Source organism: Dapis brunnea BLCC-M229, from assembly GCF_050015995.1.
GTDB lineage: Bacteria > Cyanobacteriota > Cyanobacteriia > Cyanobacteriales > Microcoleaceae > Trichodesmium.
In genome coordinates, this window is sequence record NZ_JBNHEP010000205.1 from 1 (window position 1) to 22001 (window position 22001).

Sequence of the window (22001 nt, forward strand, 5' to 3'; positions counted from 1 at the left end):
AGTTGCTCTTGGCAGTTATAATCATTCCCTACCCCATCATATTGAGTGGATACACATAAGCCAAGTTGTTAGATTTTGTTTGATGAACAGGGTTCTGTTGGGGTTTTGAGTTAATCCCATTCCAATCTGCATCCAACAATACCACCATTACCTGTGTTTCTGGAAGTCGATCGCCCAACTTAGATTGTGTTAACAAAACTGGCACTGCAGAATCTTCCAACATATAGGCAATGCGTTCGGTAGGATAATTCGGGTCTAACGGCACATAAGCCCCACCAGCTTTAAGAATGCCCAATAATCCCACCATCATCTCCAGAGAACGTTCGACACAGATGCCCACTAATACCTCTGGTATTACCCCCAGACTTTGCAAATAATGCGCCAGTTGATTGGCTTGACAATTTAACTCGTGATAAGTTAATTCTTGGTCTTCAAATACTACCGCCACTGCATCCGGTGTTCTTTCTACTTGTTCCTCAAACAACTGATGAATGCACTTATCCTGGGGATAGTCAACCTGGGTATCATTCCACTCCACTAACAGTTGATGACGCTCTTTTTCTGTTAACAGAGGTAATTCAGAAATGCTTTGGTTGGGATTGATAACAATTCCCTCTAGCAAAGTCCTCAAATGCCCGCTCATCCGCTTAATTGTAGTGGCATCAAACAAATCAGTGTTGTATTCAGTCAGAAGAATCATTCCCTCCGATTCTTCCTGTAAGAGATAGAAAGTGATGTCAAACTTAGAAATATCAGGATCTACCTCAAAGTAAAATGCTTTCCATCCTAAGTTGTCTTCGGTTACTAGAGGTGGATCCATCGTAAAAGCCACCTGAAAGATGGGATTTTGGTTGACTTGGTAATCGGGATGAAGGGCTTCTACCACCTTCTGGAACGGCACATCTTGATGGGAGTAAGCTGATAAACAGACATTCCGGACTCGTTTTAACAGTTCGCAGAAACTAGGGTTGCCGCTGAGGTCACTACGCAAGACTAAAGCATTGAGAAAGTTTCCAACGATTCCTTCTAACTCCGGTCGATCCCGTTGGGAAATAACAGTACCCAGAACAATATCTTCCTGGGTCGAATAGCGATAAAGCAAAACTTTGATTGCTGTCGCGAAGGTCACAAATAAGGTAACACTTTCTTGACGGCTAAGAGTTTTGAGCTTTTCGATTAAGTCAAAGGGCAGTCGGTGACGAAGAAATGAACCGGTAAAAGTGGTTTGGGGAGTGCGAGGACGGTCAGTGGGAAGTTGTAACTGGGGTAAATTTTCTAGTTTTTTCTCCCAGTAGGCAAGCTGATGGGACAGAACTTTTCCCTGTAACCGCTGGCGTTGCCAAACCGCAAAATCGGCATATTGTATGGGTAATGCTGGCAGAGGTGACGGTAAACCTTGAGAAAATGCCGTATAAATAATTTCTAATTCCTGGATAATATGCACAAATGATTCGGCATCTATAACACTGTGATGAATAGCGAAGTAGAGCCGATAGTTGGCTGGATCATGCTGAATCAGAGTCCCTCGCAGCAAGGGGCCTCGGGTGAGGTCAAATCCTTGGCGAAGCTGTTCGGTGGCAATACGCACCGCTTCTGTTTCTCGTTTTGTTTCTGACCATTCTCGCAAATCGACAATCGGTAAAGTAAATGCAGATGGTGGCTGAATTTCCTGACAAGGTTGACCATTAACAACTGAATAGGTCGTCCGCAGAATTTCGTGGCGGCGGATGAGTTCCGTCAAACTTTCTTCCAATGCAGGAATATTGATATCTCCACCTAGATGAATGGTCAAGGTTTCGTTGTAAACTGGTTCTTCCGGCGTTAAATGGTTGAGAAACCACAGTTGTTCTTGGGCAAAAGATAAAGTAATGGTTTGCTCTCGTGAAATGGCTTGTAGGGGTGGTCCAATAGTTAATCCCTCTTGCTGAAGAACCTCCTTGGCTAACTCAGCAACTGTGGGAAACTCAAATAAGCAATTCAGGGGTAATTCTACCCCGAAGCGTACGCGCACTAGCCCGATAATTTTGGTGGCTAACAAGGAATGTCCGCCTAATTCAATAAAGTTGTCGTGAACTCCGATGGGAGAAACACCCAGAATCTCTGACCAAATTTGAGCTAGTTGCAGTTCTACCGAATCCCGGGGGGCAACAAAACTGGTTTCACGAATCAAACTTGAAGCATCGGGAATTGGTAGAGCCTTGCGATCGACTTTGCCACTGGGTGTTAAGGGTAAAGCTTCTAACGTCACAAAAGTCCCAGGCACCATGTAGTCTGGTAACTTTTCGGAAAGAAAGCGGCGCAGTTGACCCGAAGTTGGGATTTGCCCCTGATTTGGACAAACATAAGCGACTAAGCGCTTATCCCCTGGTTGGTCTTCTCGGACAATCACCGCAGTCTGCCGCAGGTCCGGGTGTTGGGCAAGTATTGCTTCAATTTCCCCAACTTCGATCCGGAAACCCCGCACCTTGACCTGATTATCGATGCGACCGAGATATTCGATATTGCCATCGGGTAAATAACGGGCTAAGTCTCCAGTTTTGTAAAGGCCCGACCCCTGTTCTTGACTAAAGGGATTGGCAATAAATCGTTCTGCGGTCAAGTCAGGACGGTTGAGATAGCCTCGGGCTAGGGAAACTCCCCCGATGTACAACTCGCCGGGAATTCCCACAGGTACAGGTTGTGCCAATTGATCTAAGATGTAAATCTGAGTGTTAGCAATGGGACGACCAATAGGTGGTAGTGCTGACCAATTCTCAGTAGAACCCGTTAAGGTGAATGCTGTAACTACATGAGTTTCTGATGGTCCATATTGATTATGAAGGGAACAATCTTTTAGCTGGGAGAAAAAGCCTGCGATCGCCCTTGTTATTTGCAACTGTTCCCCTGCTGTTATTACTTCCCGCAAACTGCTGGGAATCAATCCCCTAGTTTGAGCGGTCTCTGCTAACTGCTGTAAGGCAACAAAAGGAAGAAAGAGTCTTTCTATTTGTTTTTCGTTTAATAAATGTAGTAAAGCAACAGGGTCTCGTCGCACTTGTTCTGAGATTAAGACCAAGGTTCCACCCCCACACCAGGTTGAAAATATTTCCTGAAAGGAGACATCAAAGCTAATTGGTGCAAATTGCAGGGTTTTTGCTTTTGGTGAAACTGTGGTGTTTTCTAGTTGCCACAAAATGAGATTACTCAAGGCAAGGTGCTTCATCGCTACACCTTTAGGTTTACCTGTAGAACCGGAAGTGTAGATTACATAAGCCAAGTTTTCCTCACAAACACTACAGTTGGGATTTAAGTCAGTTTCTTGACTAACTAGATTCCAGTCAGCATCTAAACAAATGATTTGCGCTCTTATTTCCGGTAATCCAGCTAACAAGTTTTTTTGAGTTAATAGCACTGAAGCTTGAGTATCTTCAATCATGTAACCCAAGCGCTCTTGAGGATAACCTGGGTCTAGGGGAACATAAGCCCCACCAGCTTTGATAATGCCCAACAATCCCACTACCATCTCAATAGAACGTTCAACACATATCCCCACCAAAACTTCTGGTCCGACTCCTATAGATTGTAAATAATGTGCTAATTGATTCGCCCGACAATTCAACTCCCGATAAGTTAATTGTTGGTCTTTAAACACCACTGCCACTGCATCGGGTGTTTTTTCCACCTGTTCGGAGAACAACTGATGAATGCACTTATCCTGGGGATAGTCAACCTTAGTATTATTCCACTCAATTAATAACTGATGACGTTCAGATTCACTCAACAACGGCAATTTGAAAATGGGCGTTTCTGGATTGGCAACAATCTCCTCTAACAATCTCAGATAATGCTTTGCCATCCGGTCTATAGTTTCAGAATTAAATAAATCACTATTATAATTCCATCGAACATTCAACTCATTACCTACTTCAATAAATTCTACAGAGAGGTCATAAAGAGTGCCAAATTTTTCTTCCAACAAATAAGACTCAATTTGAAGTAATCCCTCTGGTAACTCTGTCTCATACCATCCTAATTTTCGGTAATTAAACATCACAGAAGAAACCAGACTATGACTGAAATTACTTTTCTGTTTCAACTGCTTGAACAATTGACTCAAAGGATAATTATAAGCTTCATTTTTCACTGCTTGGTCAACTCTCTGAGTGACTTGCATCAGCAATTCCTTAAAAGTAGTATTACCCTCTAAATTCCCTCGCACAACGACTAAACTTTCCAAATCGCCTGCTACATCTTTAAACTCTTTTTTACCCCGTCGATTTTCTGTAGGAATATTAACAATAATATCTTCCTGATTTGTGTAGGGATATAATAGTACGTAAAAGGCATTCAACGCAATTTTAAACAGACTAATACCATCAAACTGTAACTGTAGTTGTTTCAGACGCGATACTAATTCTTCATTGAGCTTTAATTCATGGGAATCATGCCGATAACTAACTACTTTCTGATTAAATTTTCCAGTCATTTATCCTCCTGAATTTTTCAACAGTTTGAGATAATTTATTGCAATTCTCAATGATTTGTAAACAACACGAAAATAGATAAACAGTTTGAATATCTTACCCATATTGCTTTTTTTCAGGATATTTTCTACAGAACCCCAAGAAGACTGCTATATGCTATCTACTATACTGAATAGCCTAGCCCAATGTCACTATGGAAACATTTAAAAATAGTCTAACTTATGAGCATAACATGAAAAATACAGCACTGCTAGGGGGAGAACTAAATTACTTCCGACAGAGCAGTTTAATTTATTTAGAAGTTGAGGAAAATAAATTTTGATATATTGTTACATATTCTTATGTATTGTTGACAAAAGCCTGAGCAATTATTAAAATAATACATAAACAAAATAGACAGTATCTATTACATAGTTTTTAGTAGGCCAGTTAGCTGGCCAAAGCTAGTTATTCTGGCAATTAGCTAACTTTTCAATCTGTTTAAAAAGTAAAAGTATTAGTCTATTTTGTTATGAACAAATAGTTGTTAATTAAATTATATCGAGTTAAAATTATGACAAATCAACCAGAAACAAAACAAGTCTACGAAGCTAAAGTCAAAGCTCAACTTGACAAGCTAAATGCTCAAATTGATGAAATGAAAGCTAAAGCTCAACAAGCTAAAGCAGATGCCCAAGTTAATTATCACGATAAGATAGAACAATTGTCTACTCAGCGTGATGCAGTCAAAACGAAATTTCAGGAGCTACAAAACTCCAGCGAACAAGCATGGGGAGATGTAAAAGTTGGTTTTGAAAAGGCTTGGAATGATTTGCACAGCGCCTTTGATAGTGCACTTTCTAAGTTTAAATAACTCATAGTAGCTCCAACTAATTGGAGAGTATTTGTCAGAAATATTGGGAGCAGTATTGCGATTTGATGCCTCTTGTAAGACCATGGTCAAAAATCAACTGCATCCACTCTGACAGCTCGGCAAGTTTCCATGGAAACTTGCCCAACCCACAACCTACTAGCGCGTCTAGACTAAAATTGTGGGTAAAACCTCCCCCTCGGAGCAGGAGAGGGGTTGGGGGAGAGGTCTTCATTGACTCGCTCTTTACCCACATTTTAAAGCTAGACGAGGTACTACATTGAGAATTTAGGAGCCGTGTAAGAATAACCTGAACATTTTTTTGATGGAAGCTAAATTTCACAATCTATTTCAGATAAAATTTGTACAACTTATTTTTACATGACGCCTTAGCGCAACAGATAGCTATGGAAATGAGTGTTATGATTCCACATTACTTATTGCAACAACTTATGCAGAATCTAATTATAAGTACTTGTATTAAACAGGACTTACGCATAACCGCCATATCTAGTAGGGGTGAACGGCCGTTCACCCCTACAGGTGGTGTATATTTTCATATTTTGCGTAAGTCCTGTTAAATTAATTTAACATTTAGTGGAGGTAGGAAATACCGGATCTCGAAACAAGGAACAGAAAATATACCTGAGTAATAAATAATACAAATAATTTTATCTACCCACTTAATTACGGAAAGTTTAAAGCTCCTGAGTTAAAACCCAGGAGAAGAAAAATGACACATTTCAAAACCTTCCGATCTATTTATATTAGTGGATCGTTAAACTATTCAACTACATTACTTATGAGTTGTATAGGCGCATTTCTCCAAAGTTGGTCTAGTCTATTAGCTGGCATCGTTAAGTACAAGACATCACCAGAGTTCAAAGTTGCAGTAAGCAAATCCCAACCATGGATTTCTTGACCGTTACTTTCTGTATACAAGGGTACAAAGTCAGCACTGTGAGCTGCGTCTTGAGTAACTTTGCCACAGAAAGGATGTCCTGGTGTAATTAAAGTAGCTAATGCTACCCATAAACTATCTGCCGTAATTCCATTGCCAAGAATTCTACCACCGATCGCTGCTGCAGCAAAAGCAGGAGCAGCTAATTCTGTGGGACTAAGTACAGACTCAAATTCAAATACTTGTTGGACCATTAAGGCTAGGTGCGGGTCTTGATTTCTCACGACCACTGGTATTTTCGGTACAAGACCTTTCGCACTCAGAGCAATTTCTAAATTAACAATATCATTACCAGTTACAGCTAATAGAGCTTCAGCTTTTTCAATATTGGCAACTTCTAAGGTTGTAGATAAACTAGCATCTCCCTCAATCACAGGAATTTTCATCGATCTGGCAGTATTGAGAAATCGACAGTTAGGATTACGTTCTATTATTACTACTTCATAACCACTAGCAACAAGTTGCTGGGCAATATGTAAACCAATTCCACCAAACCCACAAATAATATAATGATGGCGCAGAGGAATGCGAGCAGCATCCCAATATTCTTGGAAGCGAGTACCTAATACAAAGTCATTTAGGAGTGCATAGCAAATACCTACGATCGCTGTACCCACAAGCATCATTATGGAAGTAAATATTTTGATACTACCTGGTGCTTGTTCTGCTATTTTTTCATTTCCCCCTGCTCCTGTAATCATACCAACAGTAAAGTAGAGGGAATCAACAAAACTATTATTCAGATTAATACTAATATAAGTAATAGTACAAACTAAAACAGTTACTAAAAGAGCTAAATTAAGGATTACTGCTGATTTACTATGTCGCTGAAATTGTCTGAGTCTGGCAAATATTTTGAAGAAGTTGTGAATTAAACTTTGTCTGCGAGTTCGCACACTAGGTTTGCTGGCAATAATCAGGCGGTCTCCTACCCGTAACTGTCGCCCTTTTACTACTGCAGAGACTAGATCGATTGGATCTGCGACTGGTATATAGTAAATTAACATCACAGAACGATCGTCCCAAAGCGAAGCGATCTTACGACCTAACCAAGGATGATTCTGATCGATCAATTCTTCGTGCATTGGCCAGGTCTGATTGTATAGACGTAGCTGACCAATAGCATGATTACCCAAGGCTGCAAAAGCAAACACTGGAGCTGCTAAAGCTGACACACTCATGGTTGTGTGGTCAGTCAGGGTATGGTCTAAGCGATCGCCCAAACTGGTGTTAAATAGGCGATTTATAATCCGAATTTTAGGATTGAGAATCCTTGCTAACATTAAGACGGCCAAATTAACAGACTCATCTTTCCCTGCTAAAACCAGAGTATGGGCACTTTGAATGCCTGCTGCTAATAAAGTAGATGCTGAACGAAAGTTGCCGACGATAATTTCTGAACCCTCTCCACGGAGTGGGCGGTCACTTATGCCAACAACTGTTGCACCCTGCTGTCTTAATAGACGAAATATTTTGTAGCCGGTACGACCCAAGCCACAGACTATTATTCTTGGTTTCATGGATCAGGAAAGTTATTAAAGTAATGTTAAGAAGTCGTCTTTTACCTTGTACTGTAAACTATCATTTATTATTTACACTGAAAAAAATGTAGCTTACAACACTATTTCGGCTGAATAGTTGTCTTGATTTTTGCCAATAACTCTGCTTTTTAATTAATTTTTATTAATCTTTTACATAATTCTTAATATTTATTAATTGTATTTATTAAAAATTAAATTTGGACTAATATTATAGTTACTTAATTAAGATTCGCAGTATCTCAACTATTCTCTCAACTAACTATATGCTTTGTTTATATACTAACAAAAAACAAATAAATATGCAAAAGTAATATTTATTTTTCCGATAGCAAAAAAAAACATTTTAATTATATCGTTTTTAGTAAACTATCCGGTATAATTGTTTAAGATAATACAAAAAAATCTAACATACTATAAGTCTATATTCTGACTTACGGTGTAAAATTTATTGCTAAATCTCATATTTTTCTTTCTAGGAATTTACATGAATAAAGAGTTCAGTGTATTAATTATTAGTTTTAATCCAGAACTTACTAGCCAAGTAAAATAATTTCTGGATTCTATAAATCTAGATTCTGGTGAAATTGACAAATTAACAAGCAACAAGCTAAATAATAAAATTTTCCATCAATATAGTAGTTAAAAAATAATTAATACCAATTTCCTCAAGTATGGCTACACATCATATTTCAAGAATCAAACATATAATCTGGCAGGAGATAACCAGTGTAGCCTAAATTTATGAAATTGGTATAATTGTGCGTAAGTAGCAATCGCGAAGTGATATAGAGCACTGTGGCTCCCTCTTGCAACTCCGATCTCAACAAAAAATAAAAAGTTATAGCGTTTTTCAAATAGATAGACTACAGCGAGTACGCGCAACTCCAAAGTATCTTCCTACTCCATACTCCCTATCCCAAAATAGTTTTGTGGTTTACTTAAATGAATTATACTGTAATAACTGGAGAGTACAAAGTTCTTCTAAAAAATGATTTGCTTATCTGACTGAAAGTCTTACTGGAAAGGGCTTACAGCACCTACAGGTATGAATGGATAGTTTCTAAGCTTGAGTTGCTAAAAGCCTTAGCTAGCAATAGTTATTCAAAGAACTTCGCACTGTCTAGTGTAATAAGATAAGTCTTATATTTTTTGTAGAAGCAACAAAGAAAATTCTGTTAAACTCATTGATAGTAAACCATTATCGCAGTTTTCACAAAAGTAGACTAGGTGGTGGTGCATAGTAATGGTAAAGGAAGCAACGGGAGTGTGGGGAGATCGGGAGATAGGGAGATAGGGAGATGGGGAGATGGGGAGAAATTAAAAAATATATATCCTCACCATTACCATGCAGGACTACCGTAGACTACATAAATAGTAGTGAGTATGCGTAAAATTTGAGGACTCACAGAACTGAGAGCTTTGGTCTATATCAATGAAAACCTCTATAACAGGACTTACGCACCAGTACTCAAACAGGGTTTTTCAGTTGAGTAGACCCCTAAACTCATTGTTAGGAGTCAGTATAAAAATCCTTGTTACTCAAATAGTTGCTGAATTAAAGATGAGCGCGATAATTAGGGTGTCTTTACCTGTGGTCTATCAAGCATGAAAACTGCTATAAACTTGGTTATGCACCTACTAGATGTCTTTTGTTTAAACCAAGGATTTTTCCAAGCAACCAGGTTTCGCAGTAGTCTTATCCAAGCAATTTTAGCTCGTCAACAGCAACACGAGACCCAAGTCTAAATCACAAATATTATAGTCATTAGCACCGAAGCGTATTAACCCGATCGCTTTTTTTCCCATCTGGAGATTTCAAGGTTGCTTTATATACTCTACTGTAATTAACATGAAAAAAGCTATAATTATGGATATATTCCTATGCTCAAAATTAAAGATATTAGCGAACAAGGACTTTTAAAAAGATTACACCGTTTTTGCCCAGACGATATTATCGGGGATGATGCTGCTATTTTGCCAACTCAACCCAACAAATCATTAGTAGTAACAACTGATACACTTGTCGATGGAATACATTTTAGCGATCGCACAACCTCCCCCGAAGATGTAGGTTGGCGCAGTGCTGCTGCTAACTTATCCGATTTGGCAGCAATGGGAGCATCTCCCATTGGGATTACGATCGCTCTTGGTTTAACTGGTGATACACCCGTTACTTGGGTTGAACAACTCTACAAAGGTATTTCTGAATGCTTACAGCCATACAATACCCCTATAGTTGGTGGAGATATTGTGCGATCGCCAGTCTCTACCATCTCAATTACTGCTTTCGGACAAGTTGACCCTTCTTTTACTATTCTTCGTTCCACTTGTCAACCCCAAAATGTGATAGTGGCCACTGGATTTCATGGAGCATCAAGAGCTGGGTTAGAACTATTACTTGCTCCAGAACTAGGTGAATCTCTCACAGAAGCAGAACGCTCTAGCCTAATTTTGGCTCACCAACGTCCCAAACCAAGGTTTGACATTTTAACAATTTTATGGGAATGCTTATCTTTAAGTAGTTTTAGTGGTGCAGAGGATAGCAAAAACCCTATATTGCTAGGAGGAATGGATAGTAGTGATGGCCTAGCAGATGCAATTATTCAAATTTGTCAAGCATCTCAAATAGGGGCCAGAATTGAACGAAATCAAATTCCCATTCCCCCTTGTTTGACTAAATTTGTCTCATCTGAACAAGCATTAAACTGGGCACTATATGGAGGAGAAGATTTCGAGCTAGTTTTATGTCTGCCACTATTTTATGGCCAAAAATTAGTAAAAAAAATTGGAGTCGGTGCAGCCATAGTGGGTACAACCACAGACGACACCGACATCTTATTAATAGATAGCCAAGGAATCTACCCAAACGAGCAACTTACACTTAGCCAAGGATTTCAACATTTTTGAAAAAGTTATTTATTATGATGTTCTCCTGGGTTAACCGCAGACCTGATAATGGCTACCTTCTTCATGTGTCGAAAGCCATGATAGGAGCGCAACGCTTTTTTAAAAGTAGTTGGGCAAAATTAATTTTGCCTAGGTAGTCATATTACAAGCTTGGTATTGATTGGCATTTATCCCCACCTAAAAATTTTGAATTTTAGGTGAAGACTTCTGCCAAGATTCTGTTAAAAGTCAGAAAATCAAAACTCAAAAACACTACGCAGCCCACTTCTGTGCTACAACTTCAGCCAAATCTACAACACGCTGACTGTAACCCCACTCATTATCATACCAAGCAATAACTTTTACCATATCGCCATCCATAACCATTGTCAGACTAGCATCAACAATTGAAGAACAATCATGGCCACGATAGTCAATAGAAACCAAAGGTAAATCACTATATTCAATGATTCCCTTCATTGGTCCATTAGCAGCAGCCTCTATAACTTCATTTACCTGTTCAGTAAAGGTATTTTTCTCAACTTGAGCTACTAAGTCTACAACAGAAACGTTAGGAGTAGGAACACGCATTGCTATACCATTTAACTTACCTTTCATTTCTGGAATTACTAGAGCCACTGCTTTAGCTGCACCTGTAGAAGTTGGCACAATATTTACTGCTGCGGCTCTGGCCCGTCGTAGATCTCTGTGGCTAGCATCCAAAATACGTTGGTCACCAGTATAACTATGAGTTGTGGTCATTGTACCTTTAATAATGCCAAAGTTGTCATGTATAACCTTGACAACAGGAGCTAGGCAGTTGGTTGTGCAGCTAGCATTACTGATAACATTGTAATCTTCATGCTTATAATCCTCGTGATTAACACCCACCACAAAAGTACCAATTTGTCCACCCTTACCAGGAGCAGTAATTAAAACCTTTTTAGCTCCAGCCTGTAAATGCTTTGAAGCTCCTTCCTCAGTTACAAATACACCTGTAGACTCAATAATTAAGTCAATACCCCAGTCTGCCCATGGTAAATTTAAAGGATTACGGTCAGAAACACATTTAATTGTTTTGCCATTGACTGTAATGGAATTTTCATCCGTAGTAATATCTACACCTTTTAAAGTACCCAACATTGAATCGTACCTTAGTAGATGGGCATTGGTTTTAGGGTCGGAAGTATCGTTGATAGCTACAAGATCGAGTTGGCTATCTGTACGAGTGAGCAAGCAACGTAAAAAATTCCGTCCAATCCGTCCAAAACCATTTATGGCAACTCTAATCACTTTTTTACCTCCTAACAAAAGCTTGTAAAATTTCAATTTTTAGACAGTTCTACATACTGATAAAAAAGGTTTCAGTATGGGTTTTTCGGTAAATCTATCCATTTAAGTTGATAGATTCCGAGTGAATCTATCAAGTCCCCGTGCTGCCCCACGGCTTACTTATTGATAGTTTCAGATATTTATTTCAGATTTAAACTCTGCCATGGCTTGATTCCACATCCTTTACTTTTAAAGAAGTGATATGAATTTCAGCCAGGAGAGCTTAAAAGAAAATTAACCTTGAGGATTATCATACAGCAAAATGGTAATTTGATAATTTTTTTGTAGGTTAATTACGATCCCAAGTAATTTATTAAGTCAAATATCAAAATGATTTTTAAGTCAACTCAATAAAAATCATACGAAGCGTCATAAAGTTACAGTTTGAAGTTGTAGAAACGTCCCATGAAACCTCCCTACAACTTCAACCAATGTCCTCGATTTTAACAATCAGATGTTGCTCAAGTTAAGTCAGAAGTAGGGATTTTTCATCCTACTACATTTTTCAATTGTCTGTTGTCTAACTACTAACCTTGAATGATAATTTTTTTGGTCTGATTAGTTACGATAAATATTTGTTCTTTTAGAAAAAAATCCTGATGATTAATCCTCGATCTGTTTTTGAGATATGTCCGGAAAGATACTGGCCAGTAGGTAAATATTTGATATAAAACAAATTAATCACGAGAGATAGAGACTATTGACGAAGCTAACCAGTGTTTTTCCTAAATTACTGCTAAACTCTATCTAAAAAAAAAAATTCCTGGTATGATGTCGCGTGTTAAGGACGCGGTGTGGTGTGTAAGGAGCAATTAATGAGTAAATATGTTGATTTAAGTGGTAAGCCATTTCATTTTATTGGTATTGGCGGCATCGGAATGTCTGCTCTTGCTTACATTTTAGCTAAACGCAAGTTACCTATTTATGGCTCGGATCTCAAATCTAGCCACATAACAAAGCGCTTAGAAGCAATAGGAGCACATATATTTTGGCATCAAGAAGCCAAAAATTTAGAGTTATTTCAACAAACTATTGAAGAACAAAATTTACCTTTGTCAAACAATTCTAAGTTAAATTTATCCCCTACTGATCTCCGTGTAAATACAGGAGCAGTAATGATAAAAAAACACAATGTTGAAGTGGGAAATAACCAAGCAATTTCTCGACTCCCACAAGTAGTTTGTTCAACAGCAATTAATACAACAAACTCTGAATATAAAGCCGCCGTTGAACTTGAATGTCCAATATTCCACCGCTCGGATTTATTGGCGGCTCTAATTCAGGATTATCAAAGCATAGCTGTAGCTGGAACTCATGGCAAAACTACAACTAGCAGTTTAATTGGGTTTATGCTTCTAGAGGCTGGTTTAGACCCCACCATTGTTATTGGTGGAGAAGTAGACGCCTGGGAAGGTAACGCTCGTTTAGGTAAAAGTCCTTATCTGGTGGCAGAAGCAGATGAGTCAGATGGCTCTTTAGTTAAATTATCTGCCTACATTGGTGTAATCACTAATATTGAGTTAGACCATCCAGACCATTATGAAAGTTTAGAACAAGTTGTCGAAACCTTCCAAGTATTTAAAGGAAACTGTCAGAGTCTAGTGGGTTGTATTGACTGCTCTAATGTTAAAGATAAACTTCAGCCAACCATTAGTTACAGTATTAACCCCGAAAGTGAAGCTGACTATACAGTAGATTGTGTAGATTATCAATCTAATCTTACCTTGGCTCGTGTTTGGGAACGAGGCCAACCTTTGGGACAATTAGAATTGGGGTTATTGGGTAAACATAACTTAAGTAATGCTTTGGCTGCTGTGGCAGTAGGTAGGTTATTAGGTCTAGAATTTACAGCTATTGCTGCAGCGATCGCTAAATTTGAAGGTGCTCATCGTCGGTTTGAAAATCGGGGAGAATATAACGGTATTGTATTTATTGATGACTATGCTCATCATCCTAGTGAAATTAATGCTACTCTGGCTGCAGCTCGCTTACGGAAAAGTCAGGAATTAACTCCAAAGTCTCATATATCGACCACAAATTTACCCCCCATCAAACAAAATAACTTATTGCCAATTGAAAGAGTTATTGCTATATTCCAACCTCATCGTTATAGTCGTACTCAGACTTTTATTTCAGAGTTTGCTAAGTCATTTAATGATGCTGACATGGTGATTGTTACTGATATTTACAGTGCCGGAGAATCATCTGATGGTCAAATTGATGGCCAACAAGTAGCTGAAGCAATTTCTAGTTACCATCAACAGGTTTATTATCAACCATCTTTAGAGTCAGTGAGTAAATTTTTGCATGAAATTCTACAACCAGGGGATATGGCAATATTTCTTAGTGCTGGTAATCTAAATCAGATTATCCCAGAACTCATGGCATATTATCAACAACCTCAGTATCAGGTCCAGGTCGCATCTAGTGAAATAGCTTAATGAAGAATATTAAGTTGAGTTAAATAATACCAATTTGATCAAATAATGTTAAAGGCTAAAGGCTCATTGCAGAAATAGGAAGCCGTAATAGTAATAATTCCTGATACGCACCTGTGGTATATGACTTATAGTTCCCATCGGTCATCCTGCTAGTTGGCTACCAAATATGTAGGAAATATTTATTCAATTGGTATAACTCTAAAACCGACCCCTTTAAATTACCATAATTCAAGTTATTAGTTATGACCATGACTCTCTCTTATCACATAGCTAGTTCAGATCAAAGGCCAAAGTATAAACCAATCCCGTTATTAGGAACAGATTGTGTAATTAAGTCTAATGTTCCTCTGGCTCCTCTAACTTCTTTCCGAGTCGGAGGGCCTGCTCAATGGTATGTTACACCAAAAAGATTAGATCACTTACAAGCAAGTTTTCAGTTTGCTCACTCTGAAGGACTAGCAATAACTCTGCTAGGAGCTGGATCTAATATGCTAGTCAGCGATAGTGGTTTATCTGGATTAGTTATTGGCAGTCGCCATCTCCGACAGATCAACTTTGAACAAGAAACAGGTCTTCTGACTGTAGGTGCTGGTGAATCATTACCACGTCTTGCTTGGAAGGCAGCAAAAATGGGCTGGCAAGGTTTGGAGTGGGCTGTTGGTATCCCTGGCACTGTTGGTGGTGCTGTGGTAATGAATGCCGGGGCACAAGGTAAATGTATGGCTGATATATTGGTGAATGCCCATGTTATGTTGCCTAATGGTCAGATAGATATTTTGTCTGCTCAAGATTTAGAATACAGTTATCGCTATTCTAAGCTACAAGGTAAATCTATTTTTGTGGCTCAAGCTACTTTTCAGTTACAACCAGGAGAAAAGCCTGCTCTGCTAACAGCTATAACTTCTGAAAATTTTCACAAGAGAAGAACTACTCAACCTTATCACTTACCTAGTTGTGGTAGTGTTTTTCGGAATCCTGGACCAAAATCAGCAGGCTGGTTAATTGAAAACACTGGACTTAAGGGTTATCAAATAGGTATGGCCCAAGTTGCTCACCGCCATGCCAATTTTATTCTGAACTGTGGGGGAGCTAAAGCTAACGAGATTTTACAACTGATTTATCATGTTCAAGAACAGGTGGAAAAGCAGTGGTCGTTGTTATTAAAACCAGAAGTAAAAGTTATGGGAGATTTTTCAGAAGTAGTAACTTGATAATACCAATAAACTATAATTTGTGTTTGATAGTAGTTGCATTGGTTTAGGGGTACAAATCAAGTATAGAAAATGAATAAATTATTGTTGGAAATATGATTTTTATGCTAATCAATCAGATTCCTAACAACAAATTAATTTATATTTCTTTTTTATAATAGTACCTGAAATTAGTCGGATTTTCAGATTCCCCACCTTCTGGAACCATTAATTACTAGACTTAAGGCAGTTGAGCAACAATAAAGAGCTTTTGATTAAGATTATTAATGAATTGTCTGAGGAAATCTTGAATAAATTAGGAAAATAAATGTCAATTTATTCATGATAATCAAGTGCTAAAAATTTATATGTTATGTAGTGTTATGATTTTTATGATAGATGCTATGATGCTATAGCTGCGTAGATTAGCTTTTTAATCAGCTCCTACTAAAGCACAAAATAAAATTAGATTCTGTATCAGTGATTGAGAATCTATAATGGCAACAAACAAATACCAAATAAGACTTACCATAGAAGAGTAATTATGTCACAAGGAAAAGGTTTCTTCGGCGGCGGCTTAGGTAAAATGAAAGAACTAACTGAAGCTTTTAAAAAAGCTCAACAAGTTCAAGAAGGAGCTAAACAACTTCAAGAAGAACTCGATCAATTAGAAGTTGAAGGGGTAGCAGGTGGTGGCTTAGTAAAGGTTTTTTTGAGTGGAAACCAAGAGCCAAGGCGAGTAGAAATTTCACCAGATGCGCTGGGGGAAGGGGCAGAGGTAATTTCTGAACTGGTTACAGCAGCAATGCTAGATGCTTATACTAAGTCTACTGCTACTATGCGTGAACGTATGGAGGATTTGACAGGTGGTTTAAATATACCAGGGTTATCGTAGTTTAAATAGTAATAATGGCTAGGAAAGGTTTTAAGTTAAGTAGCTACTAAATATAATAGCAGATTAACTGAGAAACTGTATCCTAGTCTTTTGAATTTCTGAAAAATTTCTAATTTCTAATTTAGAACTAAAAAATGGTTAATTTATTAATTTAATAATTCTGCATTCTAAATTAAATTAATTTAATAATTCTACATTCTATATTCTGGATTCTATATTCTGGATTCCATATTCTCAATTAATTTATGCCTTATAAACTATTATTTGTTTGCCTTGGTAATATCTGTCGTTCTCCCTCGGCAGAGAATATTATGAATCATCTGATAGAAAAAGCTAATTTGGGCGACCGCATAGTTTGTGATTCTGCTGGTACTGGGGGCTATCATATAGGTAGCCCTCCTGATTCTAGAATGACTTATGCAGCTAAAATGAGAGGTATTAATCTGAAAGGTTCAGCCCGTAAATTTCAAGTAGAAGACTTTAATAATTTTGATTTAATTCTCACAATGGATAAGGAAAATTATCGGGATGTACTTCGCTTAGACAGTGGTAATAAATATGGGGATAAAGTCAAGTTAATGTGTGACTTTTGTAGATATTTTGATATTAAGGAAGTACCCGATCCTTACTATGGTGGTTCAGATGGATTTGATTATGTTATTGAGATACTTTTAGATGCTTGTGAAGGACTATTAGATTATTTGATAAATGAAAATAAAATAGTAGTTGGCGATCGCTGAATTTCAGATTACTTTCCTGAAAAGATTATTAATTAGGGCTTGCTGAATAACAAATGATGTATCATTAGTTTAAGTAGTGCTAAACCTGGAAAAAAGTAGCAAAAAATACTAACTAAATTAATGTTCACTCCTTGTTGGGATTTTTATTCGCCTAACTGGGAAAAATGCAGAAAATTTAACACCTAAAACTATTCCTTATTCCCTTTAATTAAAATTAATTAGCAAAGTAATTTTCCATAGTAAAACGAACTAACTCAGCTCGATTGTTAGTATCAGTTTTTCTCAATAAACTACTCACATATTTTTCAATAGTCCTCGGACTTAAATGTAGGCGATCACCAATTTGAACATTAGAAAGACCATTAAGCAAGAGACTCAAAACTTCCTGTTCTCTGGGTGTCAAATTAATCTGAGAATTTATGATAATTGACTGAGATACTGTTTCTGAATAATCTGATTTTGATAGCTTTTCTGTTACCAAAGATTGACTATTAGTAGGTAAAGAATTAGGCCCGGGTGAAGCTTGGGCGATCAGAGCATATCGATCTAATAAAGAGCGGACTACTGCTCCTAACTCTACTAATTCAAAAGGCTTTGGTAAATAAATATCACACCCCAATTGATAACCTTTCACTCTGTCCTGTGTACTTGTATGAGCAGTTAGAAAAATCACAGGTAAGAGACGAAAACTTGGACGTGCCCGAACTCGTCTTACCAGTTCATAGCCGTCCATTTTTGGCATAGCAATATCAGTAATAATCAGATGGGGCTGAGATTTTTCAACTAAATCTAAAGCTTGTTGACCATTTTCAGCTTTGATTACCAAGTAGCCAGATATTTCCAGGTAATCACTAAGACATAAGCGAGTTCCCAAGTCATCATCAACAACAAGAATTGTTAAGGGCATTGTTTGATCTAAAAACCTTCTTTAGTTTGGAAATTCGTCAGCTTTAGCTAGGGGATAAAAAACGACGGGTGAAATTTCTGTCGTCTCCTCATGGCGGGGGTATGATAGCCCTTGTACTGAACTTACCCAAATTGAGGTTTGAATCTTGCAGACAAACTTCCTGCTTCACTGAAGAGCAAAATCTCCTTGGTTGTCACCTGATATTCTCCACAGACTTAAAATCAGTGGGAACTCTACCGACTCTTTGTAGGGTAAAATAAGCTTAAGTATATACCATCATAAATTTTAAAAAAAAGTTCACTTTAAGTATATTTAGGTAATATTTAAGCTTATGTTCTTAACGATACTATGAATGCTAATATTTGTTAACAATGCACAGTAGAACGTTATCTACTGAGGGGTATATCTACTGTGTCTACAAGAAAATCTTGTAAACGCTTTTACTACTGATGTTGGCTTGGTTGTCGGCAGTTGTAGAGGATAACATTGCTTGACCAGGCTAGCGGTGACTTATCAGGATAGCGGTCACAAGGGTGGTCTGGTTTTGCACCCCTAACTACTCTTTTTATCAGATTATAGCATAATTAGTAGCTTTGGAACGTAAACTATTAATCTCCTACCCCTAATGCTCAATGCTGAGAGACAAATGTATTATCTACTATTACTTATAGCTTACGGCTAAACTAGCTGGTTGTCCAAGATTTCCATGGAAAACAATACCTCGCTGATTAGCTGCCAAATGACGCAAAATCTTGTATATGGTTTCTATTTTATCAGCAGCTCCTACTTTTTGAGCTAATTCTTCTAAAGATAGAGGAGATCCCTCCTGCTTGAGGATATTTATTACCTGTTGTTGTAATTCTAGCACTGTCGCTGCGGCTTTTTTACCAGCTTCTACTCCTGGTTGGTGATACGCATTAATATTAACTAGAGAGCCATAAAAACCAACTGCCCTCTCATAAAGGGCAATTAATGCTCCTACATTATAAGAATTAACTTTAGGAATAGTAACTGTAATAGAATCTCGCTGATTTTCATAGAGTGCTTGTCTAGTACCTTGAAGAAAACCAGATAAGTAGTCTCCAGAAGTTACCCCTGCTTCTACTTCTGGAGAAGTACCTTGACGATCTTCGAGAACTTCGATAAAAGTGACAAAGAAATTAGATACACCGTCTCGCAACTGTTGTACGTATGCGTGTTGGTCTGTAGAACCTTTATTACCGTAGACTGCAATACCTTGGTTGACTACCTTGCCGTCTAGGTCTTTTTCTTTACCTAAAGATTCCATAACTAACTGCTGTAAATAGCGACTGAATAGTAGTAGACTATCTTTGTATGGTAAAACTACCATATCTTTTTCCCCATGACCTTTACCTACGGCATACCAACTCAAGGCTAATAAAGCAGAGGGGTTGCCTTTGATTTCATGTTTGCGAGTAACTGCATCCATTTCTTTTGCCCCAGCAAGCATTGCCCGGATATCAATTCCTTGCAGTGCTGCGGGTAGCAAACCAACTGAGGAGAGTTCGGAAGTACGTCCACCTACCCAGTCTGCCATTGGGATAACATCTATCCATCCTTCAGATTTAGCAATTTTTCCTAGTTTACTATTAGGGGTGGTGGTGGCGACGGCTTGAGTAGAAAAGTCTAAGTTTTGAGATGCAAAGGCTGCTTTAACTTCCATCATACCATTGCGAGGTTCTGGCGTACCTCCAGATTTGGAGATGACTATAACTAGGGTGCTATTGAGGCGATCTCTGAGTTTGTGGAGTACCCGGTCTATACCTGCTGGATCTGTGTTGTCAATGAAGTGTATTTCCATTGGTGGGTCATCAAGACCAAGAGCTTCGGCGACAAATTGGGGGCCTAAAGCTGAACCACCGATGCCAATGGACAGAATATCTGTAAATTTGGGAGCATTAGAAGGTTTAATTTCTCCGCTATGGACTTTCTTGGCAAAATTTTCAATTTGCTCCAGAGTTTGGACAATTTCTTGTTTAATTTCGGGGGTAGGAGCAATATCAGCGTCTCTGAGCCAATAGTGGCCAACCATTCGGTTTTCGTCTGGGTTGGCGATCGCACCTTTTTCTAAAGCTTCCATATCTTGGAAGGCTTTTTCAAGTTTAGGCTTCATTGTCTCAACAAAAGAGTCGTCAAATTTAATGCGACTTATGTCAACGTAAAATCCTAATCCTTCGTGGTAGTAAAGCCAGTCAATATAGCGTTCCCAGAGTTCTTTTGATTCCATAAAAATTAGTGTATTTAGTATTTTTGCTGGTTTGCCATCTGTAGTTTAGAAGACTAGATTTCTGGCTTTGGTAAAATACGGATAAATTTAACAATTTGACCTGTTACTTCTATACCTATCAGATAATTGTCCACAGTAAATCTGTAGAAAATACCACTGGTTCCAAGTTGTCTTAGTTCTGGCAATTCTTGTAAGTAATTTATTTGGCTGAATTTGATAAAAACAAAATCATATACTTGTTGGTAGGCAAGAGATTCTATTAATTTAAGGTCTTCGATAAAAGACCGAGCATAACGGACTTCTAGACTCATTTTAGTTATCAGTTATCAGTTATCAGTTATCAGTTATCAGTATCTCAGGCTAAAGCTGGAGGATTGAAAAACTGAATTTTACTTTTTTCATCCCCTAGAAAAGGGAGGCTTGATACCCTATCTTTTGGTAACAAAAATATTGTTTTTTTATAGTTTTTCTATTCTAGTTTAATAAATAATGTTTGTTTTTATTTTAAGTATCTTCTTTATCAAAGGCTAATATTTGCAATGCTTCTTCTTTAGTGAATATATCTCCTGGTTTGTGACTTGTTTTAGATTTTTGAATAGCTATCATCATGAAGCTGTCATAATGAAGTGTTTGTAAATATTCCCAAGCTTTTTCTAATTCTATATCAGACATTTTTTCAATTAAAGAATACATCTTAATCTTGAGAAGACCGATAGTCTTTGATTTCACTTTATGTTTCTCCTCTATTTATTCATTATGTTACAGCAGTTTCCTGCTTGATGAAGTACATATATTCATGGTTTTAGGGAGTAGAAAGTAGGGAAGATGGGGAGTAGGATCGGGAATAAGCAAAAAATATTTACTCTGCCAGTTGTAGCACATTAATCACTGAATCTGCTGTATATGTTACTAACAAATTAAATTTTTTCTGGATGCCAATTTGCTTTAATTACTAAAGTTTCATTGAAAGCGGGGATCGAAATGATGTTTCTTTTTTTGGTTCCAGTTGTGACAGAGGGTTTGTAGATTAGTAAGATCATTAGTAACGCTTCTAGCGAGGGGGATAATATGGTCTATATTAAGTTCTGTTTGTGTTGAATTTTTACCACAACTTTGACAGTGGTAGTTGTCTCGCTCAAATACATATTTTTTAACTGCTAAGGGAATTTTTATTCATAATGTTTTGTTCATAATTAATCTCCAAGAAAATTACTGAATTTAAATAATTTGATTATAGGGTTTATCAGTAACCATGAGGTACACTTATTTTTTTCTTTCCTGTTCCCTGTTTAAAACCTAGATTTTTTTACTTGACCAGGATGAGAATTGCTATATATAACTAATTAATCAATTATCACAATGTTCAATAATTAATAATTACCTCTTCTGATAACGGATAGGATTGGCTAAAAGGATTTTTTTCTTCTCTTGGTCGATTGGATATAGTTAGGTAACCCATCCATCCCATCCTATTGTCTTGGCTTGTCAATCTAAATTGACGGAGTTTGCTATGGCTGAAATTTGAGATTGAATGGATTTGAAAAAAT

16 protein-coding genes are annotated in these 22001 nt (G+C 37.7%); 7 read left to right on the plus strand and 9 right to left on the minus strand.

Annotated elements, in window-relative coordinates; translation table 11 throughout:
- Positions 1-28: 28 nt before the first annotated feature.
- The gene (locus ACP6PM_RS22815; protein WP_426588673.1) at positions 29-4465 is read right to left on the minus strand and encodes an amino acid adenylation domain-containing protein; all 4437 of its coding nucleotides are present in this window, start codon (positions 4463-4465) and stop codon (positions 29-31) included.
- Between the two features lie 551 nt (positions 4466-5016).
- Between ACP6PM_RS22815 and ACP6PM_RS22820 the strand changes: the two genes are divergently transcribed.
- A complete protein-coding gene (locus tag ACP6PM_RS22820) occupies positions 5017-5316 on the plus strand; it encodes a sll1863 family stress response protein (RefSeq protein ID WP_426588675.1) in 300 nt (99 codons plus the stop codon).
- A gap of 780 nt (positions 5317-6096) precedes the next feature.
- Here ACP6PM_RS22820 and ACP6PM_RS22825 read toward each other — a convergent pair.
- Entirely contained in the window at positions 6097-7794 is a 1698-nt protein-coding gene (locus ACP6PM_RS22825; RefSeq protein ID WP_426588677.1) for a potassium channel family protein, read from the minus strand.
- Between the two features lie 1626 nt (positions 7795-9420).
- On the opposite strand from ACP6PM_RS22825, the gene ACP6PM_RS22830 reads away from it, so the two are divergent.
- Positions 9421-9561: a hypothetical protein gene (locus tag ACP6PM_RS22830; protein ID WP_426588679.1), complete on the plus strand. Its 141-nt coding sequence runs from the start codon at positions 9421-9423 to the stop codon at positions 9559-9561.
- Between the two features lie 135 nt (positions 9562-9696).
- A complete protein-coding gene (gene thiL, locus ACP6PM_RS22835) occupies positions 9697-10722 on the plus strand; it encodes a thiamine-phosphate kinase (RefSeq protein ID WP_426588681.1) in 1026 nt (341 codons plus the stop codon).
- Positions 10723-10974: 252 nt separating this feature from the next.
- Here the strand turns inward: thiL and ACP6PM_RS22840 are convergent, their stop codons facing one another.
- On the minus strand, positions 10975-11994 hold the full coding sequence (locus ACP6PM_RS22840; protein ID WP_426588683.1) for a type I glyceraldehyde-3-phosphate dehydrogenase: 1020 nt from the start codon (positions 11992-11994) through the stop codon (positions 10975-10977).
- 854 nt (positions 11995-12848) lie between these two features.
- On the opposite strand from ACP6PM_RS22840, the gene murC reads away from it, so the two are divergent.
- The 4 genes from murC (at position 12849) to ACP6PM_RS22860 (ending at position 17299) form a co-directional block, all read left to right on the plus strand.
- The gene (murC, locus tag ACP6PM_RS22845; RefSeq protein ID WP_426588685.1) at positions 12849-14474 is read left to right on the plus strand and encodes a UDP-N-acetylmuramate--L-alanine ligase; all 1626 of its coding nucleotides are present in this window, start codon (positions 12849-12851) and stop codon (positions 14472-14474) included.
- A gap of 242 nt (positions 14475-14716) precedes the next feature.
- A complete protein-coding gene (gene murB, locus ACP6PM_RS22850) occupies positions 14717-15685 on the plus strand; it encodes a UDP-N-acetylmuramate dehydrogenase (RefSeq protein ID WP_426588687.1) in 969 nt (322 codons plus the stop codon).
- Between the two features lie 523 nt (positions 15686-16208).
- On the plus strand, positions 16209-16559 hold the full coding sequence (locus ACP6PM_RS22855; protein ID WP_426588689.1) for a YbaB/EbfC family nucleoid-associated protein: 351 nt from the start codon (positions 16209-16211) through the stop codon (positions 16557-16559).
- Positions 16560-16804: 245 nt separating this feature from the next.
- The gene (locus ACP6PM_RS22860) at positions 16805-17299 is read left to right on the plus strand and encodes a low molecular weight protein-tyrosine-phosphatase (RefSeq protein ID WP_426588691.1); all 495 of its coding nucleotides are present in this window, start codon (positions 16805-16807) and stop codon (positions 17297-17299) included.
- Positions 17300-17513: 214 nt separating this feature from the next.
- On the opposite strand, the gene ACP6PM_RS22865 is transcribed toward ACP6PM_RS22860, so the two are convergent.
- The 6 genes from ACP6PM_RS22865 to ACP6PM_RS22890 form a co-directional block, all read right to left on the minus strand.
- Positions 17514-18206 carry a response regulator transcription factor gene (locus ACP6PM_RS22865; protein WP_426588693.1) on the minus strand — a complete coding sequence of 231 codons (693 nt, stop codon included), beginning with the start codon at positions 18204-18206 and terminating at the stop codon, positions 17514-17516.
- Positions 18207-18867: 661 nt separating this feature from the next.
- Entirely contained in the window at positions 18868-20454 is a 1587-nt protein-coding gene (locus tag ACP6PM_RS22870) for a glucose-6-phosphate isomerase (protein ID WP_426588695.1), read from the minus strand.
- Between the two features lie 53 nt (positions 20455-20507).
- The gene (locus ACP6PM_RS22875) at positions 20508-20765 is read right to left on the minus strand and encodes a cytotoxic translational repressor of toxin-antitoxin stability system (RefSeq protein ID WP_426588697.1); all 258 of its coding nucleotides are present in this window, start codon (positions 20763-20765) and stop codon (positions 20508-20510) included.
- 193 nt (positions 20766-20958) lie between these two features.
- Positions 20959-21183, minus strand: coding sequence for a hypothetical protein (locus ACP6PM_RS22880; RefSeq protein ID WP_293095963.1), 225 nt, complete (start codon positions 21181-21183; stop codon positions 20959-20961).
- Positions 21184-21414: 231 nt separating this feature from the next.
- Complete coding sequence (locus ACP6PM_RS22885; protein WP_426588701.1) at positions 21415-21627, minus strand: HNH endonuclease; 213 nt, start codon at positions 21625-21627, stop codon at positions 21415-21417.
- 190 nt (positions 21628-21817) lie between these two features.
- Positions 21818-22001: hypothetical protein (locus ACP6PM_RS22890; protein ID WP_426588699.1), on the minus strand; the 184-nt coding region annotated here is incomplete at its 5' end.